Source organism: Salinimicrobium sp. 3283s (genome assembly GCF_039602225.1).
In the GTDB taxonomy this organism is placed as follows: Bacteria; Bacteroidota; Bacteroidia; order Flavobacteriales; family Flavobacteriaceae; genus Salinimicrobium; species Salinimicrobium profundisediminis.
Map to the genome: position 1 here is coordinate 2,455,840 of NZ_CP143631.1, position 20,971 is coordinate 2,476,810.

Annotated in this window: 15 protein-coding genes; 3 read left to right on the forward strand and 12 right to left on the reverse strand. The window is 40.8% G+C overall.

Going from position 1 to position 20,971, the window contains the following annotated elements:
* Positions 1–13: 13 nt before the first annotated feature.
* Complete coding sequence (locus VS868_RS10955; protein WP_345597426.1) at positions 14–889, reverse strand: YegS/Rv2252/BmrU family lipid kinase; 876 nt, start codon at positions 887–889, stop codon at positions 14–16.
* Between the two features lie 64 nt (positions 890–953).
* On the opposite strand from VS868_RS10955, the gene VS868_RS10960 reads away from it, so the two are divergent.
* The gene (locus VS868_RS10960; protein WP_345597428.1) at positions 954–1,916 is read left to right on the forward strand and encodes an App1 family protein; all 963 of its coding nucleotides are present in this window, start codon (positions 954–956) and stop codon (positions 1,914–1,916) included.
* A gap of 39 nt (positions 1,917–1,955) precedes the next feature.
* On the opposite strand, the gene VS868_RS10965 is transcribed toward VS868_RS10960, so the two are convergent.
* From VS868_RS10965 to VS868_RS10975, 3 genes are all read right to left on the reverse strand, one after another.
* Positions 1,956–3,311, reverse strand: coding sequence for a M28 family peptidase (locus VS868_RS10965; RefSeq protein WP_345597430.1), 1,356 nt, complete (start codon positions 3,309–3,311; stop codon positions 1,956–1,958).
* A gap of 196 nt (positions 3,312–3,507) precedes the next feature.
* Positions 3,508–3,774 (reverse strand): YtxH domain-containing protein, encoded by a 267-nt coding sequence (locus tag VS868_RS10970; RefSeq protein ID WP_266067835.1) that lies wholly within the window; start codon positions 3,772–3,774, stop codon positions 3,508–3,510.
* A 145-nt stretch (positions 3,775–3,919) separates the two neighbouring features.
* Complete coding sequence (locus VS868_RS10975) at positions 3,920–6,136, reverse strand: bifunctional alpha,alpha-trehalose-phosphate synthase (UDP-forming)/trehalose-phosphatase (RefSeq protein ID WP_345597433.1); 2,217 nt, start codon at positions 6,134–6,136, stop codon at positions 3,920–3,922.
* A 95-nt stretch (positions 6,137–6,231) separates the two neighbouring features.
* On the opposite strand from VS868_RS10975, the gene VS868_RS10980 reads away from it, so the two are divergent.
* A complete protein-coding gene (locus tag VS868_RS10980; protein WP_345597435.1) occupies positions 6,232–8,049 on the forward strand; it encodes a glycoside hydrolase family 15 protein in 1,818 nt (605 codons plus the stop codon).
* Here the strand turns inward: VS868_RS10980 and VS868_RS10985 are convergent.
* The 8 genes from VS868_RS10985 to VS868_RS11020 all read right to left on the reverse strand — a co-directional run bounded on the left by VS868_RS10985 (position 7,997) and on the right by VS868_RS11020 (position 17,473).
* Positions 7,997–9,064, reverse strand: a complete 1,068-nt coding sequence (locus VS868_RS10985; RefSeq protein WP_345597437.1) for a mechanosensitive ion channel domain-containing protein — start codon at positions 9,062–9,064, stop codon at positions 7,997–7,999. The genes VS868_RS10980 and VS868_RS10985 overlap by 53 nt on opposite strands.
* Before the next feature lie 122 nt (positions 9,065–9,186).
* On the reverse strand, positions 9,187–11,007 hold the full coding sequence (locus VS868_RS10990; protein ID WP_345597440.1) for an acyl-CoA dehydrogenase family protein: 1,821 nt from the start codon (positions 11,005–11,007) through the stop codon (positions 9,187–9,189).
* A 103-nt stretch (positions 11,008–11,110) separates the two neighbouring features.
* On the reverse strand, positions 11,111–12,304 hold the full coding sequence (locus tag VS868_RS10995) for an acetyl-CoA C-acyltransferase (protein ID WP_345597442.1): 1,194 nt from the start codon (positions 12,302–12,304) through the stop codon (positions 11,111–11,113).
* 40 nt (positions 12,305–12,344) lie between these two features.
* Complete coding sequence (locus VS868_RS11000; RefSeq protein WP_266067829.1) at positions 12,345–12,698, reverse strand: four helix bundle protein; 354 nt, start codon at positions 12,696–12,698, stop codon at positions 12,345–12,347.
* A gap of 25 nt (positions 12,699–12,723) precedes the next feature.
* On the reverse strand, positions 12,724–15,129 hold the full coding sequence (locus VS868_RS11005) for a 3-hydroxyacyl-CoA dehydrogenase/enoyl-CoA hydratase family protein (protein WP_266067828.1): 2,406 nt from the start codon (positions 15,127–15,129) through the stop codon (positions 12,724–12,726).
* A gap of 34 nt (positions 15,130–15,163) precedes the next feature.
* Positions 15,164–15,604 (reverse strand): MarR family transcriptional regulator, encoded by a 441-nt coding sequence (locus tag VS868_RS11010; protein ID WP_265162799.1) that lies wholly within the window; start codon positions 15,602–15,604, stop codon positions 15,164–15,166.
* Positions 15,605–15,762: 158 nt separating this feature from the next.
* Positions 15,763–16,485 (reverse strand): hypothetical protein, encoded by a 723-nt coding sequence (locus VS868_RS11015; RefSeq protein WP_345597447.1) that lies wholly within the window; start codon positions 16,483–16,485, stop codon positions 15,763–15,765.
* Between the two features lie 298 nt (positions 16,486–16,783).
* Positions 16,784–17,473, reverse strand: a complete 690-nt coding sequence (locus VS868_RS11020; protein ID WP_345597449.1) for an NUDIX domain-containing protein — start codon at positions 17,471–17,473, stop codon at positions 16,784–16,786.
* Between the two features lie 417 nt (positions 17,474–17,890).
* Between VS868_RS11020 and VS868_RS11025 the strand changes: the two genes are divergently transcribed.
* Positions 17,891–20,965: a SusC/RagA family TonB-linked outer membrane protein gene (locus tag VS868_RS11025; RefSeq protein ID WP_345597451.1), complete on the forward strand. Its 3,075-nt coding sequence runs from the start codon at positions 17,891–17,893 to the stop codon at positions 20,963–20,965.
* The last annotated feature ends 6 nt before the right edge of the window (positions 20,966–20,971 follow it).

Sequence of the window (20,971 nt, forward strand, 5' to 3'; positions counted from 1 at the left end):
GATTAAAATATTTTTACGGAACTGCAATTTTAATCTTGATGGGAGAGATTCGTGCAGTTACTTCTTTAACGTCTCCCCGGTACTCTCCGTCAATTTGGAAAGGGATATTTTTCTGGCTGTAAATTTGGGTCTCTACTGCTGAGATAATTTCAAGGAAATCTTCATCGATTTCCACATTTTCCCTGAAGGTTTGAAGAATTTGAGGGATGTTGAATTCTTTAAAGATGAGGATCTCGAATTTACCGTCGTCGTACCTGCCGTTTGGGTTGATCTTAGATCCTGTTCCGTACTTTTTTGCATTGGCCACAGCGATGAGTACAGCTTTACGGGATATTTCCTTACCGTCTACTTCTATATTAAACTGAAAAGGGAAATCGCTTTTAATTAGAGTAGGTATAGACTGTATGAGATATCCCAGCTTTCCGCGGATATTTCCTTCCTGATAATTTTTGATTAAAGCTGCATTAAGGCCAATGTCACTAATATGAAGGCATAGTTCATCATTGATGAGGATGGCATCTATTAATTTAAACTTTTCTCCAAGGGCAATGCGGGTTAATTCGGCATTATTCCTGTCCAGGTTGAGGTTTTCGGCAAGCCCGTTAGCAGAACCGGCAGGAAAGATCCCAATGGGAATGGAATCATCAGTAAGCAGCTCGGCAATCAATTTAATCGTACCGTCACCACCTACCGATATTATACGCTGAGGGTCGTACTCTTCAATGACAGAAAATAAAGCTTCTTTATCCCCTTTTCCGGAAGTATAATAAGTTTCGAGTTCAAGATTTCTCTCCGACACCTGCTTTTCTACTTCTTCAACAATGTCAGATTTGTCTTTTCCTCCCGAAATAGGATTAACAACCATTAAAACCCTGCTAAATTCGGCCATTTTATTGAGCTTGTGCTCAAAAATAAGTAATTTGGGAAGGAATGGCAGTTAAAAATAATGTAATATGAAGCTAGACATAAAGCTTTATCGCGGCTATGTAAATGATCAGGAATTGGTAGTCTTCGGCCATGTTTTTAAATCGTGGGCACCAGATAAATATGAAATAGACCGCAGGGGTTACAGACATGCCAAATCTGTTTATAAAATGTTTACCATCAGCCCCATCAAAAATGCCACTATTCAGTTAAATTTTAAAGAGCTGGAAGTTGTTACCAAAACTACAGATGACGGTTACTTCAGGTTTAACCTTCCGTATAATAAATTTTTAGAGAGCGGCTGGCACGAGTATTCAGTTTCCTGTAAAATAGGGGAAAAAGGAGTGGTTGAGCGGGGGGAGCTGCTGAAGCCTTTCAAAAGTAAACTGGGAATTATATCGGATATTGATGATACTTTTCTGATTTCCCATACCCAGAATTTTTTCAAGAAACTCTATGTTATACTGACCCAGAATATTGATAACAGGGAAGTTTTTGATGATGTGGTGCCACATTACCGGGCTTTGAGCCGTGCAGGGCAGGAGGAAGGGCAGTTCAACTCTTTTTTCTATGTTTCGAGCAGTGAATGGAACCTCTACGAATTCATTCTGCAGTTTGCCCGGAAACATGGCCTGCCAAAGGCCGTCATTAAACTAAAGAGTATCAAAACCGGTCTTGGGGATTTTCTATTTACCGGCAGGGGCGGGCACGACCATAAATTCATTAAGATAAAAGACATTATTTCTTTTTATCCTCAGCTTCAGTATGTGCTAATGGGAGATGATTCCCAGCAGGACCCTCATCTTTATGAGCGGGTCACCAAAATGTTTCCTATGAACATTAGGGCCATATATATTAGGCAAACCTCAAAAAAACAAAAATCAAAGGTGAAAGAAGTCCTGGAGAACATTGAAGATTTGGGAGTGGCTACCTGCTATTTTACCGATAGCGGAAAAGCCATTGCACATTCAAAAAAAATAGGGATCGTGTGATCCCTACTCAAAAATGACATTTTAGAGCATTATTTTTTATCAGAAAGTAGCCGATGGAAATACCACCACGCTTTCATTTCCGTTTTTTCCTACTGTTGAGACGCCAAAGAAGAAGTTGTCAATCACAATGCCTTCAAGAGTAAAATTGTCTACATCACCCACAAATCTTGAATGCTCCCATTGTGGCGCAGTAGTGTCTCTCCAGTAAACCTTATAGCCGGCAACATTGTCTCCCGCTACTTTTTCCCATTTTAATTTTGCAGAAGGTTCAACAATTCCACCAATAGCGACCTCTTTTGGGGCAGGAGGAGCCCAGGCAAGGCTGGCAATGGTAATTGCATTTACTGCAGTGAGTTTAGCAGCATAATCAAAGTTTACGTGCTCAATAACATCTCCATATTCAATGCCATTTTCGGTACGTATATCCTGGTGTTGCTGCGTGTAATTCTCGTGGGCTTCCATTATTCTGATTCCGGGGAAACCAAGATCGTTAAAAGGACGGTGGTGCCCGCCACGGCCAAACCTATCCAACCTGTAGACCATCATGGGGTTCATTTCGGGCATATAGGTTTGGGTAGTGCGGTGTACATACCTTGCCAGTTGACGGGAAATGCCATCTACTTCACCGCCATAGAACCTCCTCATATTCCGCTCTCGTTCGGTTTCGGTAGGAGGCACGGGTTCAGAAAAGATCCTGAAAGTGCGATTGTCAATAACGCCGTCTACTCCTTCAATGTTACCTATCATGTCATTGTTAAGCACTCCAATGATTTCCCAGCCTTTATCTTTTGCCATTTTTGCAAATCCGCGGCCGCCAAAAAGCCCCTGTTCTTCTCCCGATAAGCCTAAATAGATAATGCTGTTGTCAAAGTTGTATTTTGAAAGTACACGGGCCGCTTCCATAACTCCTGCCATTCCGCTGGCGTTGTCATTGGCGCCGGGAGCATCTGTGGTAAAATCCATCGTATTGCTGGCGCGGGAATCTATATCACCACTCATGATAATATACCGATTGGGATACTTTGAACCTTTTTGCACCGCCACAACATTTACCACCCATGCATCTTTTGGAACGCGGTCATTTCCTTCTTTGGTGACAAAATCTTTTTGATAAAATACATCAAGACATTCATTACAGTTTCTGGAAATTTCTTCAAAATCAGATTTTATGAATCGGCGGGCAGCACCTATACCGCGGGTATTGGAAACGGTGTCACTAAAGGTGTTCCGGGTGCCAAAACCTGCGAGGCGCCTAATGTCGGCTTCAATTTCATCGGCCGAAACTTCTTCGATGATATCATAGATTCGAAGATCTACCTGTGGCGGGGCTACTTTTTGAGCATAAGTGGATAAACCGCAAAATAGTAAGGTGGCAAAAATGGCATTTTTGAACATAATTTTTTAAATTTCTAAAAAGCAAAATAGTGAAAATAGCGCAAAAAAAAGAGGCTGTTTTAAAAGCCACTTTCTCGTTTATCTAAATTTGGTTTGTATCCCTTTTCTGATAAACAGACCTATAGGAATAGGTTTACAATTTTAGACAAACTTTTTATAGCATTTAAAGCAACCTCTTAGTGGTGCTAAGAAAAACTTAGTAGATGATTTTATCGTCTCCATTCATTTCTGCCTCAAGCTTTTCCTGCTTTCCTTTTAATTTTGATTTTACTGAATCATACCTGTGGGAAAGATTATCGCTGAGATCGTTGTATTTGCTTTTTGCTCCATAAAGGTATTCGTTACCTCTGTCAGCAATATCTTTACGGGTTTCAGATCCTTTTTTTGGTGCAAATAATAAAGCTGCTATGGCACCAACTGCGGCTCCTGATAGTATGCCTGCTAAAATTTTTCCTGTTTTCATGTTGAGTTTTTTCTAAATTGATAATGGTGTTATATCCAACTACTAATATAGTCTATAAAGGTGACTTGCAGTAAATCGTACAGTTAAGGTTGATTTAAATTAAGTAACAATTTTTGCTCATTATTAACAAAAAAAGTGAGCTTTTTTAATGTGTTAGGCTCACAAACTGCTCCAGGAGTTCCCGTACTTCATCTACATCTTCAATGTAGTATTTTGCTTCAGTTTTGTTTCGCCCTACTTTCACGCTTACTGTTTGATCGGGGAGTTCGGTGAATAAATATTCGTCTGTCCAGTCATCTCCAATGGCAAATATGAAATCGTATTTTTCTACCAGTAGCTTGTTGGCTGCCTTGCCTTTATTGACACCGCTGTTCTTTATTTCAAGTACTTTATTCCCCTGTAGTACGGTAAGACCATGATTTGCAATCATGTCTTTAAGAACGGCAGATAGTTCATTGGCTCTAACTTCGCCCAGTTCGGGGTTTGCTTTTCTGTAATGCCAGGCAAGAGAGAAGTTTTTCTCTTCGATAAAAGTTCCGGGGGTGCGGTCTACATAAGTTTCCAGCACCGGCCTTACCGAGGCCATCCAGTTATTGTTGAGGTTCTCGGTGAGTTGCCACTTTTCGTTTACCGGCCGGTTCCATACCCCGTGTTCAGAAATTAATTCTATAGGAACATTTTTCCACCAGGTTCCCAGGGTTTCTTTATCTCTTCCGCTTATTAGAACTACGCGGGTGTTTTTTTGTTCTCCAAGGCGGGTAATCAACTCGAGTAGCTCAGGGTCGGGCATGGCTTCTTCGGGTTTATCTACAAATTTCCGAAGAGTTCCGTCATAATCGAGGAACAAAATGCGGCGCTGGGCTGCACTATACTTGTCAAAAAGGTCTTTTTTTACGTTCTCTGAAAGCTGTATTGCCTTAAAAGCTTTTCTGGAACTTCTGGTTTCTTTCAGGCTTTTCATAAAATCTTTGGCCCATTTTTCTACGTTATATCTCTTAAGTCTCTTCTGAAGGATCTTGTTGCGGCGCACCTGCTCTTCTTCGGGCATTTCGAGAGCCATTTTAATGGTATCTACAATCTGTTCAAAATTATTCGGGTTGATGATAAGTGCCTCATTGAGTTCATGCGCTGCCCCCGCCATTTCACTTAAAATTAGAACTCCGGTTTGGTCTGTTCTTGTGGCGATATATTCTTTTGCCACCAGGTTCATCCCGTCACGGGTTGGGGTAATAAGCGCAACATCACTGGATGTATAAAGATCTATAAGATTTTCAAAGGGCATAGAACGGTAAAAGTACCATATAGGTGTCCAGTTGATAGTAGCAAATTTTCCATTGATGCGGCCTACCAGTTCGTCAATTTCCCTCTTTAAAAGCTGGTATTGCGGTACATTGGTCCGTGAAGGTACCGCCAGCATGATAAGTCTAACCTTTTCCTGATATTCCGGATACTTTTCAAGAAAATAACCAAAGGCTCTTATCCTGTTGGCTATACCCTTGGTGTAATCGAGGCGGTCTATAGAAAGGATAAGCTTGGTGTTGCGGGTAACGTATTTGTGGTAGTCCAGCTTTTTCTGAATATCTGAATTCTCACTTCGCGGCTGATTAAAATGTTCTTTTGCTGCCGTGCGGAACTTCTTATAATCAATACCCATAGGAAATGAATCGGACCGTACGATGCGGCTTCCAATATTTACGCTATTGAAGTTGATGTCATACCTAAGTATACGGTTTACAGAGCGCAAAAAGTGCCTTTCATAATCGTAGGTATGAAAACCTATAAGATCGGCGCCCAGCATTCCTTTCAGCACTTCTTCCCTCCAGGGCAGGGTGCGAAATACTTCAGAAGAAGGGAAGGGGATATGATTAAAGAAGCCTATGGTAACCTTCGGGTTTTTTTTCCTGATGTATTCGGGTAGCAACAGGAGCTGGTAATCATGCACCCACACTACATCATCATCATCCAGGTGTTCAACAACAGCTTCGGCATATTTTTCATTCACTTGTTTATAAGCTTCCCAGTGTTCGGGCTGAAACTCTGTATATTCCATAAAGTAATGGAACAGGGGCCAAATAGTGCGGTTACTAAAGCCGTAGTAAAATTTTTCAATTTCCTCGGTGGTCAAAGAAACAGGCACACAGGCTTGTTTCCTGGCTTCAGATTTTACTTCTTCTTCCAAACCTTCCGGAATATCTTCCGCAGCCAGTCCGGTCCAACCAATCCATATACTGTCTCCCTCCTGGTGAAAACTCTTAAGTCCCGTTGCAAGCCCACCAACGCTGGGTGTAACTTCTAATTTTTCATCTTCGGTAATATTTATTTGTAAGGGTAGGCGATTAGAGATAATTATTGTTTTGCCCATAGTAAATTTTAAGCGGGTTCTATCTTATTCATTTTGCTTAAATTTCCGAAATTTAAAATAAGTGCCCTACCTTTTTAAAAGAACTTTAAGACTAAATGGATACACTGGATTATGGATTGATAGGCAATTGTAAAAGTGCCGCATTAATATCGAAATCGGGTTCTCTGGAATGGTGTTGTTTGCCCAACTTTAATTCGGCTTCGGTTTTTGCAAAATTGCTCGACAAGAATAAAGGCGGCCATTTCTCTTTTGAAGTGTCGCCCGATTATACTGTAACTCAAAAGTACCTTCGGAAAACGAATATTCTATGTACCACTTTTACTTCGGAAGCTGCAGCGTTTGAGGTGATCGATTTTATGCCCCGGTACAGGGAAGACGACGGAGATTTTTACACGCCACCAGATGTGGTGAGGTATATTCACCTTCTCAAGGGAAAACCCAGGGTTAAAGTGCATTACCAGCCCCGGCTTGATTATGCCCGGGAGGAAACCTTTACCGAGAACCACCGTTATTACCTTAAGAGTTTCACCAAAAAGGGCACTTACGACTCCCTTTATCTCTACACGAGTCTCGAACTTGATAAGGTGTTGCATGCCGAGGAAATCACTCTTGAAGATCATGCCTATTTCTTACTGGGATATCATGAAAAACTGAGGGAACAGAACCTGGAAAGGGCGTATTTGAAATTCCAGCGCACCAAGACGTATTGGATGAACTGGAGTGAATCTACCACCAAATTTCCTTTCTACGACGAAGCTGTAAATCGCAGTGCTCTTGTTTTAAAGGCTATGAGCTATCAAAAAACCGGGGCAGTGCTTGCCGCTGTGACAACTTCTTTACCTGAAACTATTGGCGAAGTACGTAACTGGGATTACCGTTTCTGCTGGATTCGGGATGCCTCTATGGTTATAAAGGTTATGACAAGCCTGGGCCACCGGGAATCGGCAGAGCATTTTCTGCAGTTTATCATCGACCTCATTCCCAATAAGAATGAAAAGCTGCAAATTATGTACGGCATCAATGGCGAAAAGGAATTGACCGAACATATTCTTGATCACCTTGAAGGCTATGAAGGCTCCAAGCCAGTAAGGGTTGGAAATGCAGCTTATATTCAAAAGCAGAATGATATCTACGGGATTTTAATGGAGGTCATTTATCAGCAGTTTTTGAGATTTGAGACTACTCTGGAGAACAGCGAAGAGTTGTGGACCATTGTAAGAGGTATTGTGCGTATTGTGGAGGAGCATTGGAAACAACCCGACAAGGGTATTTGGGAATTCAGGACCGAAGAGCGGCATTTTACCTTCTCCAAATTGCTGTGTTGGGTAGCAGTAGACAGGGCAGTAAAAATTGGGGAAATCCTTAGAAATGGGATAAATGATCAAAAGTGGAAAAACCTTAGACAGGAGATCTATGATGATATTTATCACCGGGGATGGAACGAGGAGGTGCAGGCTTACACCCAATCTTATGGTTCTAAAGACTTAGATGCTTCTACCTTGTTAATGGAGAACTACGGATTTATAAAAGCTAAAGATCCACGCTACATAAGCACAGTAAAAGCTACTGAAAGAGAACTTAGCTATAACGGACTTTTATTCAGGTACAAGAACAAAGATGATTTTGGTACCCCATCGTCATCCTTTACTATTTGTACATTCTGGTTTATAAACAGCCTTTACAAGATTGGAGAAAAGGAAAAGGCAATGAAAATGTTTGATCAATTGCTTTCTTACAGTAACCACCTTGGGTTGTTTAGTGAAGACCTTGATTTTAAAACTAAGCGTCTTTTGGGTAATTTTCCGCAGGCATATTCACACCTGGCGTTGATTGAGACGGCAATGAATTTTTCTCAGAATATTACTTCTGAGGCAAATTTGAAGGCCCTTCTTGACGAGGACGCTCTTCTTTAACTTCAAGACGTGTACGTGGCAAACTGTCGGGGAAGTTTTCCTGAATAAACTTCAGGAGATTTTCTCTGGCATACACCCGTAGGTCCCAGGCGGTAGGAGCATCCTTTGCACTCATTAATGCCCTTAGTTCCATGGTTTTTTCAGTAAGATCGGTCACCTGAATAACATCAACTTTTCGATCCCAAAGATCGGTTGCATTTAAAAGCCGCGTCTGTTCCTCTCTTAACTTGTCAATAGGAAGATCAAAATCGGTATAAATATAAACGGTTCCCAAAATGTCAGATGAATTACGGGTCCAGTTTTGAAAGGGTTTTTCAATAAAGTAGGTTGTAGGTAGTACCAGCCGGCGTTTGTCCCAAATTTGTACAACCACATAAGTGAGTTTGATCTCCTCAATACGCCCCCATTCCCCTTCCACGATAACAACATCATCAATACGTATAGGTTGGGCGATGGCTATTTGAATTCCGGCGAATATGGTTCCAAATACTTTTTGAGCTGAAAGCCCCAGTACAATACCTGCTATCCCCGCAGAAGTTAAAATACTTACCCCAATTTCTTCTACTCCATCAAATGTGAGTAGGGCTATACCAAGGGCAAAAAGAACAACCACAAAGATGGCTATCCTCTCTATTATATTGAATTGGGTGTAAAATTTACGGGCACGGAGATTATTGGCCGTATTGACATCAAATTGTTTTAAAAATTGATTTTTGGCAATTCTTATAGCAACTACAATGAACCAGGTGAAACTGAAAATAAGCAGGATAGACCTTATTTGCTGGAATAAATCTATCTGATTTTCATCTGTTATAATTTCCCTGTTTATGAGCCCTGCCTGGATTGCAACTGCAAGAAAAAGAACGATCATGGGAACCTTCAGGCGACTTGCAATATTGTGAGGTAGAATATTAGCAGGGTCTTTTCCAAGTTTCTTCAGTAGAAAGTGGACCAGGAAATAAAGAACCAATAAAGCGACTAAAAAGATGAGGATGTTCCTTGTTGTGTCTCCCATAGGATTGTTTTTCCTTTCTTTTCAAGCTATAAAATGAAGAGGAAATAACCTGTTAAAGAAATAACAAAAGAAAAAGGCCGCCATTGGCGACCTTGATCAGATTTAATTGATGCAGAATTAATTTAGAAAGGATATTTATTCTCTCCAATTACTTTATCGGCAATCACCTTACGCAATTCTACGACGTTTGGCTGATTTTCATATTTTGTAAATCTTTTTAGCCCCATCAACATCATTCTTTGTTCATCACCTTCAGCAAAAGAAACAATTCCTTCTTTGGCTTTTTGATTAATAATGTCAACAGCGTGGTACAGGTACAATTTTGCCATCGCAATTTGCTCTTTTTGAGTATCGGCACCAAAGCGGTTCACATTTTTCTCTGTCCTTAAAATGGTAGATTCTGCCATGTATATTTCGATAAGGATATCTGCGGAAGCTAAAAGCAATTGCTGGTGATCTTCCAGCTGAGGTCCAAATTTTTGAACTGCACTACCGGCAACCATCAGGAATACCTTTTTCAGCTTTTTCACCATTTCTTTTTCTTCAGCAAAAAGTTCAGAAAAATCGGGTTTGTCAAAAGATGGAATTCCAGTGAGTTCTTCTCCCACTTTGGTAGCAGGCCCTAAAAGATCAACATGGCCTTTCATAGCTTTTTTTACGAGCATTCCTACGCAAAGCATACGGTTGATCTCGTTTGTACCCTCATATATACGGGTGATACGCGCATCTCTCCAGGCAGATTCCATAGGAGCATCGGCCGAGAAGCCCATTCCTCCAAAGATCTGGATACCTTCATCGGTACAATTCTGAAGATCTTCTGAAGCTGCCACTTTAAGGATAGAACATTCAATAGCGTATTCTTCAACCCCTTTCAATTCGGCTTCCTGGTGGGAATTTCCTTCGGCCTGGCGGATAGAAATCCTGTCTTCAATATCTTTTGCAGCACGATATGAAGCCGATTCCCCTGCGTAAGCTGAAGTTGCCATCTCTGCAAGTTTAGACTGTATCGCACCAAACTGGGAAATAGGAGTTTTAAACTGTACGCGGTCATTTGCATATTTTACTGAAGCATCAATAGATCTTCTCTGGGCGTCAAGACAGGCTCCCGCAAGTTTAATACGGCCCACGTTAAGGGCGTTCATGGCAATTTTGAATCCGTTTCCTCTTTCTGAAAGCATATTCTCTGCAGGCACTTTTGTCTCATTAAAGAATACCTGACGGGTAGAGGAGGAGTGGATACCAAGTTTCTTTTCCTCTTCCCCAAGAGAAATACCATTTGGATTTTCAGGATCATATTCCACGATAAATCCGGTGATATTTTTGTCATCTTCAATTCGTGCGAAGACGATCATCATATTGCAGAACCCGGCATTGGAGATCCACATTTTTTGACCTGTAATGCTGTAATACTTTCCGTCTTCAGAAAGAACTGCTTTTGTCTTTCCTGAATTTGCATCACTACCAGCTCCCGGCTCGGTCAATGCATAGGCCCCAAACCATTCTCCAGTAGCGAGCTTCGGAAGATATTTTTTCTTTTGTTCCTCATTACCATAGAGGGTAATTGGAAGCGTTCCAATCCCCGAATGGGCTCCAAAAGCAGTCGAAAATGATCCCGTAGCCCCTGAAATATAATCCACTACCAGCATGGTAGTTACAAATCCCATTCCCAGGCCGTCGTACTCTTCAGGAACTGAAACTCCCAAAAAGCCCATTTCCCCGGCCTTTTCCATTAACTCTTTTGTGAGGTCGTAATTCTTCTTTTCGAACTCTTCTCTCTTCGGCATTACTTCCCGATTCACGAACTCCTGTACCGATTCGCGCATCATTTTTTGCTCATCCGAAAAATCTTCGGGAGTAAAAATATCCTCTGCTTTTGTTTCCTTTACCAGAAACTGCCCTCCGCGAAGAAGGTCTTTTTTGTTGCTATCTGTTTGTGTGCTCATTTTGTTTTTTTTAGAACCTAGACTTCTAGAACCTAGAGTCTAGACTGGTTTTTATTTTAGTTGAAAAGTCTAGTATCTAGACTCTAGTTTCTAGTCTCTTTTTTTACGACAGAAATTCAAAAACTCCTGCGGCTCCCTGTCCTGTACCTACGCACATGGTTACCATTCCGTATTTATTCTTCAGGTCACGTTTGCGCATTTCATCGAACAACTGCACTGATAGTTTGGCTCCTGTACATCCCAACGGGTGACCCATCGAAATAGCGCCTCCGTTAGGGTTCATGCGGTTCATATCAAGTCCAAGTTCTCTAATCACTGCTAAAGACTGAGATGCAAAAGCTTCGTTAAGCTCGATCATCTCAAGGTCATTAAGTTGAATCCCAGCTTGTTTAACTGCTTTAGGAATGGCATGTACGGGTCCAATTCCCATGATCCTTGGTTCAACCCCAACAGCCGAATAGCTAACAAGTCTTGCCACCGGCTCCAGGTTTAGTTCTTTCACCATTTCTTCGCTCATTACCATGACGAAAGCGGCACCATCACTCATTTGAGAAGAGTTACCTGCAGTCACACTACCACCTTCTTCAAAAACAGGTCTTAGTTTTCCTAAAACTTCTTTTGAAGTATCGGCTCTAGGTCCTTCATCTTTATTGACGGTGTAAGATTTCGTTTGTTTTTTACCATTTTCATCCACATAAGTTTGATCTACGGTGATTGGTACGATCTGATCCTGGAAGCGGTCTTCTTTTTGGGCTTTTAGAGCCTTTTGATGAGAGTTGAATGCAAACTCATCCTGGTCTTCCCTTGAAACCTTGTATTTTTGAGCAACTGCTTCCGCAGTTAATCCCATTCCCCAGTAATAATCTTCCTTTCCGGCTTTAGCCAGTTTATAATCGGGAACTGGTTTATAACCGCCCATTGGGATATAGCTCATGCTTTCTGCACCACCTGCAATAATACAATTAGCCATTCCGCTCTGGATCTTGGCTGTTGCAATAGCAATGGTTTCGAGACCTGAGGCGCAGTAACGGTTCACCGTCATCCCGGGAACGTCTTCTGTGTTTAGCCCCATGAGGGAGATAAAACGCCCTACGTTAAGTCCCTGTTCGGCTTCGGGCATAGCATTACCAACGATCACGTCATCGATGCGTTTTTTATCAAATTCGGGCAGCTTATCCATCATAAACTGGATAGTTTCTGCCGCTAATTCATCTGGCCTTTTAAATCGGAATACCCCCCGCGGCGATTTTCCCACTGCAGTTCGGTATCCTTTTACGATGTAAGCTGTTTTGTTCATTTTTCAGTATTTAGTAGTTAGTAGTGAGTATTGAGACTACTCACTTTTCTAACGATTTTATCAATGCATAATTCATTTTCTGTATTTCAATCACCTCCGAAATAACTTCTCTGGTATCTTCTTCAGGCACCAAATTGAGTCGATGAGATAAAATGAGTTGAGTTAGAAGTTCATAAGAAGATCCATTAGCAATACTTAAGAAATTTTTATATTCTCCCTTTGTAGATCTACCAGCTCCTTCGGCAACATTAGAAGGAACTGAAATTGCACTGCGCCTTATTTGACTTGTTAAGCCAAATTTTTCTTCTGAAGGAAATTTAGCTGAAAGTAAGTATGTCAATTCAGCCACATCCATGGCTTTGTTCCAGATCTTAAGGTCGCTCAGTTTGTGCATTACTAGCTCTATTTACTACTCAATACTAATTTCTCAACGGTTTCCCTTTCTGCAACATATGCTGCAATCTCTCCAGGGTTTTTCTTTCTCCTGTTAAAGAAAGGAATGCTTCTCTTTCCAGATCGAGCAGGTATTGTTCACTCACATAAGAGTTTTCAGAAAGGTCACCTCCGGCCATTACGTAAGCCAGTTTGTTGGCGATCTTCTTGTCGTGTTCGCTAATGTATTTACCGGCGTACATCTGGTCTGTACCTACTAAGAAGGCACCCAGTGCTTGTTTACCCAATACCTTAATATCTGTTCTCTTTACAGGTTTGGTATAACCATTCTCTGCCATGAGCAGCGCATGCTTTTTAGCAATTGCCAGCTGGCGATCTGGATTAATTACCACAATGTCTTTTCCTTTCTGAAGAATATTCAGGTCGTAAGCTTCGTAAGCTGAGGTTGAAACCTTTGCCATACCAATGGTGAGAAAATGTTCCCGAAGTCGGTTCAACTCCACATCATCTTTTTGGAAGGTATCGGCAGCACGCAAGGTCATTTCCTTGGAACCTCCACCGCCGGGAATTACCCCAACTCCAAATTCAACAAGTCCGATGTAAGTCTCGGCTGCAGCGACAACTTTATCTGCGTGTAGTGAAAGTTCACATCCACCACCCAAAGTCATAGCGTGTGGTGCTGCAACTGTTGGAATAGAGGAGTAGCGCATTCTCATCATGGTGTCCTGGAAATATTTTATAGCCATATTAAGCTCATCATATTCCTGCTCCACAGCCATCATGAAGATCATCCCAATATTAGCTCCTACAGAAAAGTTTTTTCCGGTGTTGGCGACAACCAGCCCCTGGTATTCTTTTTCAGCAAGATCAATGGCTTTGTTGAGTCCGTCAAGAACATCTCCGCCAATCGAATTCATCTTACTGCGGAATTCCACATTCAGGATGCCGTCGCCAAGATCTTCAACTACAACTCCGCTGTTACTGAATACTTTTTTGGATTCCCTGATGTTATCCAGAATGATAAATGCATCCTGCCCCGGAATCTTTTTGTACTCCTTTGCCGGAATATCGTAATACCAGGTATTACCGTCTTTAACGGTATAGAAGCCTTTATTTTCTTTTTCAAGCATTTCGTTTACCCAGGCTGCAGGCTCTTTGCCTTCAGCTTTCATAATTTCCATACCTTCTTTAACACCTATGGCATCCCAAATTTCAAACGGACCATGTTCCCAGCCATAACCGGCTTTCATGGCGTCATCTATTTTGTAGAGTTCATCGGTGATTTCAGGAATTCTTTTAGAGGCGTAGGCGAAAATAGCAGCAAAATTCTTTCGGTAGAACTCCCCGGCTTTGTCTTTACCGTCAACCAGAACTTTAAACCTATCTGAAACTTTATCAATCGTTTTCGTTAATTCAAGAGTAGCAAAATTTGCCTTTTTTTGTGCCCGGTACTCAAGTGTATTAAGGTCAAGTGACTGGATTTCACTTGAACCGTCTTTGTTCTTGATCTTTTTGTAGAAACCCTGTCCGCTTTTACTTCCAAACCACTCATTCTCGACCATGGTATTAATATAGTCGGGCATGGCAAAAAGATCGTGCTCTTCATCGGTAGGCACTCCTTTATGCAGGCCTTCAGCAACATGTTTAAGCGTGTCAAGTCCTACAAGGTCTACAGTTCTAAAAGTGGCAGATTTTTGTCTTCCTATAACGGGACCTGTAAGTTTGTCAACTTCTTCAATAGTAAGATCAAGCTCCTTCACCATGTGGAAAAGGCTCATGATACTGTAAGTGCCAATCCTGTTCCCAATAAACGCCGGAGTGTCTTTTGCGACTACCGAAGTTTTTCCAAGGAATTTCTCTCCATACTCATTGAGGAATTCCAAAACTTCTTCGGAAGTATCTGGCCCCGGAATAATTTCAAACAGTCTTAAATATCGCGGAGGGTTGAAAAAGTGTGTTCCGCAGAAGTGTTTCTGGAAATCTTCACTTCGGCCTTCATTCATTTGCTGAATTGGGATTCCTGAAGTATTGGAGGTGATCAATGTTCCCGGTTTGCGGTGCTTTTCAAGATTGTCAAAAACCTGTTTTTTAATATCCAGGCGCTCCACAACAACCTCCATGATCCAGTCAACTTCCGATACCTTCGAGATATCATCTTCCAGGTTTCCGGTTTTAATGCGATTGGCAAAGTCTTTATGATAAATAGGAGAGGGCTTCGATTTTAAAGCATCCTGCAGTGCTGTGTTAACAATACGGTTCCTCACCTGTTTGTCTTCCAGGGTAAGACCCTGTTTTTTTTCTTTTTCGGTCAGTTCCCGGGGAACAATATCTAGTAGTAGCACCTCTACGCCAATGTTGGCGAAATGGCAGGCAATACCACTCCCCATAATCCCCGAACCTATAATTGCAACTTTGTTGATTCGTCTTTTCATGTTGTTATTTATTTTGATAATCGCCTGAACGATTTTATGATTCATTGTAAATTTTACGCGTGGCAATAAGATCCATGATTTTTGAAGCTACCTCAATAAACTTATCGAGATCTTCTTGAGGGATTTCATTTCTTACCGCCTGGTCAAAAGTAAGTACCACTTTCTTAGAATAATCGCGCATCTCTTTTCCAAAATCGGTGAGGTAAATTAAGACACTACGCCCGTCTACCGGATTTTTCTTCCGCTTTATGAGACCTTTATCCTCCATGGTTCTAAGGGTTCGCGACAAACTGGTGGCTTCCATTCCCATTTTTGGGCCCAGGGAGGTAGAAGGGGTGCCCTCCTCGGGATCTATACTCAAAAGAGCAAAGCCTGTAGCCATTGTACTTCCTTCTTTTCCGGCCTCTTCATTGTACATTTTAGCAATAGCAATCCAGGTCGCGCGAAGAACGTAATCAATGGTTTTTTCTTTCATACAATTTCAAAGTTAAGAAAATTTTATTATGCACGCATAGCAAATGAAAGAAAATTATTCAGCTAGTTAATCATGGGTCTTAAATTTATTAGAAAAATGCAATAAAAGTGCAGCTATTAGCCATGTTTAACAGCAATTTTAATAGTTGTTGGAAAATGCTAATTAGATGATTCCATTCGTTTGCTCAAGTGAAACCAACAATCGTGAAGAAAAAGTTTTATAGCAGCATCATTTTTTTCATCCAACAAGGCTTGTAGTTCTTTTTTCTCCAAGGCAAAATCGATGAGCAAGGTGACTTCTCCGCTGGTCAATTGCATTGTCTCCAGCATATAAGGTTTGTAGTGGATCTCCAAAAATGCGATATTTCGCTGTTCTTTTTCTATCCTGATATTTCTCTTCAGCTTTTTTGTACGGCCGTTAATGGCATTTAGAATAGGATCAATCTCTAAAGAACCTCCCAGCAGGCCCAGCAGGTGAATAAATTTAAAATCGCCGGCTGTTTCCAATCTCCTCTCGTTCATGGAGAGCTTTTCTATTTTCTTCGGAATGATTCCCAGGCTTACCGCATTAATTTCTGAATTTTCATCAATTACTACTTCTCCTAATTCCTGGGAGTTTTCAATCATCTGAAAGAACAATGGTGACTTCTGAAGGTCTTCAGCTTTTATGAAGCTTATAAGGTCATTCATTCCTACATGAGACAATACCAAAGTATCACCGGTTTTTATCTTTAGCTGAAACAACCCCTGCTCCCCCGAAACAGAAAATTTTCCTGAAGAAACATTGTTGATGTGCACATTTTTAAGCAGCGAATCATTGTTTTTCACGATTCCCTGAACCAGGGATCTTTCCTGTGCCTGGAGGGGGAGGAGCAGGAACATAAAAAAAATGATTACATAATATTTCACCGGAGCTTATATCAAATCTGCACCAAAATAAACTTTTCTGAAATAAAACCTTTCAAAAATGGCATTTTAGAAGGATAATTTTGAATTAAGCGAGTAAATGTTACTTTTATTCCGAAGTATTTGTCTGAGTAATTAGGGATAGAAGGCAAAAAAGCCGCTTATATTAGATTTGTAAAGTTGAAGATCAAAGGGTGCTGAAATTAGTCCCAGTTAAGCTTTAGAACCCTAGCCTGGTTAAAGTGAGGGATAACAACAAAAGAAAATAGATTTATTACAACCTGAAAGAAAAACCTTCTTCCACTTTTGCATTATATTTTTTTGCATCAAATTTATAAAGGAAAGAACCTTTGCGAGAAGAAACCATATCTTTTTCATTTAATTTCACCAGAATATCCAAAGATTTGATTTTATTAATAAAATTCCTTTTATCTAACTTTTCGTTTAAGATGGTCTCGTATAACTTCTGTAATTGACGCATTGTAAATTTTTCAGGAAGTAATTCAAAACCAATAGGGTTGGTTGAGGTTCTGTAACGAAGCCTGGCGATGGCTTTTTGAACCATTTGGTTATGGTCAAAAATCAAGCTGGGATAGTCGGATATTTTAAACCATTTTGCCGAATAATTTTCTGTTAACTCCTGTCTGTGCTCGGCAATATTAATGAGCGCATAGTAAGCCACGGACAATGTTCTTTCTGCGGGATCACGATTTACTTTACTAAAATTGTAAAGCTGCTCCATATAGACATTATTAATTCCGGTAAGATGATGAAGAATTCTATTAGCAGCCTGGTCAAGATCTTCGTCTTTTTTTAGAAATCCTCCCATAAGGGACCAATTACCTTTTTCAGGTTCAAAATCTCTCTTGATCAAAAGGATTTGTAAATCTTCTTCATCAAATCCAAAAATTATACAATCTACAGCCAGCAAGACTTTATCTTCAAAACTGTAATCGTGAATCATAGTTTGTATTTAATAAGCAATATTATAAAACTTATTTAACATTTCTATCATATTTGAATTTAATCATAACCTCATAACTCCAATTCTTCATGTACTAGTTGTTTACATGTAGTTAAAATTGTGTGAAAATAAATTTGGAAAATCTAAAAATCTTTATGACTTTTACTAAGTGTAAAATCTACACTAATAAATCGAGGTTAATTCTAAACTATAATTCAATCGTTTTCGTGCATTTGTTTTGTAGCAGAAACTTCTAAAGACTCATATTATAACATAAATTAACACTTTGGCAATATGACTTTACATCTATTTAAATTTTCATATCTGATAAGATATATTTTCTTAGGGATATTTTTAAAATTTTTCTTTTCTGGCTCCCTATTAGCGGCCAATAGAGTAGACAGTTTTGGTGTTGGATTGGAGAATCCAATTCAGCAACAGGCTATTGTAACAGGAACGGTAACCTCGTCTATAGATGGTTTTGGTCTTCCTGGGGCTAATGTTTTTGAAAAAGGGTTTCCTGAAAAAGGTACTGCTACAGATATAGATGGAAATTACTCATTAGAGGTTTCTTCTGTAGATGCAGTTCTTGTTTTTAGTTATGTGGGGTTTGGAACTGTAGAAAAATCAGTGGCAGGACAATCTGTTGTTAATGTGGTGCTTGAGCCAGATCAAGATGCGCTTGAAGAAGTTGTAATTGTGGGCTACGGTACACAAAGAAAAGAAACTGTAGTGGGAGCTGTTACTCAAACTACTGGTGAAGTTTTGGAGCGTACCGGAGGGGTGTCTGATGTTGGTTCTGCGCTAACTGGTGCATTGCCGGGGTTAATAACATCGGCCAGTACAGGGCTACCAGGTGGGGAAGCGCCTCAAATTGTAATAAGGGGGCAGAATAGCTGGAATGGCACCTCTCCCCTTATCCTGGTGGATGGGGTAGAGCGCCCCGAATTTTTTAATAACATGTCGATTAGTTCAATTGCATCCATGTCTGTTTTAAAAGATGCATCGGCTACTGCTGTATTTGGTTCCAGAGGGGCTAATGGGGTTATTATTGTAACTACAAAAAGAGGACTTTCTGGTAAGGCTGAAATCACTGCAAACTTTAGCTCTACCATGAAGTTGGTTTCTAAGTTACCGGGTACCTATGATGCTTATGATGCTATAGGTATAAGAAACAGGGCTATCGAATATGAACTTTCTACTAACCCCGCCAGTTGGGGGCAAATGATTCCTGAAGAAATAAGGGATAAATATCGTAATCCGGCCAACCTGGCAGAAAGAGAGCGTTATCCTGATGTTAATTGGCAAAAGACCCTCTTTAAGGATTATGCTATGTCTTATAATGCTAACGTAAACATCCGTGGAGGTACAGATTTCGTTAAATATTTTGCTACTATCGATTTCCAGAATGAAGGGGATTTATTCAGAGATTTTGAAAATGACCGGGGGTATGATCCAGGTTATGAATATAACCGTCTTAACTTCCGAAGTAATTTAGATTTTCAACTTACATCTACAACCACACTTCGTACAGATTTGGGTGGTACCTACGGGGTTCGCAAAAGCCCATGGGGTGGTGGTAACGAGTATCCGTTCTGGGATGCTGCATATAATGGAGATCCAACCCTTTTCATGCCGCGATACTCTGATGGGAATTATGGATACTATGCTCCAAATGCTCAAAAAGGACTTAATTCTGTGCGCATACTTTCTCTTAGCGGTGTAGAGAAAGAAACTACTGCCCGTATCTCTACAACCTTTGTACTGGACCAGGATCTTGGTATGATATTGAAAGGATTGAAGTTCAATGGAACTTTGGCCGTTGATAACACCTTTATAGAAAATGAGAGAGGGGTGAATGACCTGTACAACGATGCTCAGCAAAAGTGGATTGATCCAGAAACAGGAGAGGTGACCCTTGCAGAAGGAATTAGTTCTACAACCGGAATTGACTTTTATAACCCTGGACCAAGATGGTCTCCTGCGACCGGAACTGTAGATAATGATTTGACATGGCGTAAAATTTTCTATCAGTTGAAGTTGGATTATGCAAACACCATTGCAGACGATCACAATTTTAACCTGATGGGACTTATGAACCGCCAAAAAGATGCAAGAGGTAACGGAATCCCCGCATATCGGGAAGATTGGGTGTTTAGGGCGACCTATAATTATAAGAGTAAATATATGCTGGAGTATAACGGAGCCTACAATGGTTCTGAAAAGTTCGCTCCTGAATACAGATTTGCTTTCTTCTCTTCCGGAGGTATTGGGTGGACCATTACTGAAGAAGAATTTATGCAATCTGTTTCTTTCCTCGACATGCTGAAGTTACGGGCCTCTTATGGAGAAGTAGGGGATGATAATATAGGTGCTCGTTTTCTATATATGGATGAATGGGCGTACGGAGGGAACTCTCAACTTGGTTTAGTGGGCGAAGGAGGTGAATTGAGTCCTTATGCCTGGTATATACAGCAACAGGTAGGGAACCCATTTGTTCGCTGGGAGACCGTATACAAGTATAACCTGGGTATGGATTTTGGATTGTTTAAAGGTCTTTTAGATGGTTCAGTAGATATATTTAGAGATGACCGGGAGGATATCCTAATGTCGGGTGACAGAGCAATACCTTCTTATTTTGGTACAGGTGCTCCTGCAGCAAACCTGGGAAGGGTTAGAACCCAGGGTTATGAAATTACTCTAGGTTTGAACCATACCTTTAGTAATGGGTTGAATGTTTGGGCAGACTTTGCCATGACCCATGCCGAAGATGAGGTGCTGGAAAGAGATGATCCGCAATTGTTAGCCGATTATCAAAAGGATGCAGGATATGCTCTGGGGCAGGCCCGCACACATATCAATAGTGGGTACTACAATACCTGGGATGAACTTTATGGGAGTACCACTCATAATACTAATAACTTGAATAAAATTCCGGGTAATTACCAGATCCTTGACTATAATGGGGATGGGGTTATAGATAGTTTTGATGCTGCTCCGTTTGGATATTCGGGAGTTCCTCAAAATACCTACAGCACAAATGTAGGGATTGAGTGGAAAGGCTTTAGCATCTTTACCCAGTTCTATGGAGTAAATAATGTTACCCGCCAGGTGGTATTCAACAGCCTTGCTGGTCAATCGAACAGGGTTTATGATCAGGGAACTTACTGGTCAATAGATACTCCTAATGCTGATACACCAATGCCACGCTGGAATTCAGTCGTATCTGGATACAATATTGGGAATCGTTATTTCTACGATGGTTCCTACCTCCGTTTAAAGAATGCTGAAATTGCTTATCGTTTTCAGCACGATATGGTAAAAAGTTTTGGTCTTCAAAACCTTCGTGTTTATATAAATGGTAATAACCTTTTGCTGTGGACCGATATGCCAGACGATAGGGAATCGAACTTTGCGGGAACAGGTTGGGCTTCTCAAGGAGCATACCCAACAGTTAAAAGGTTTAACCTAGGATTCAACGTTACATTTTAAAATCGT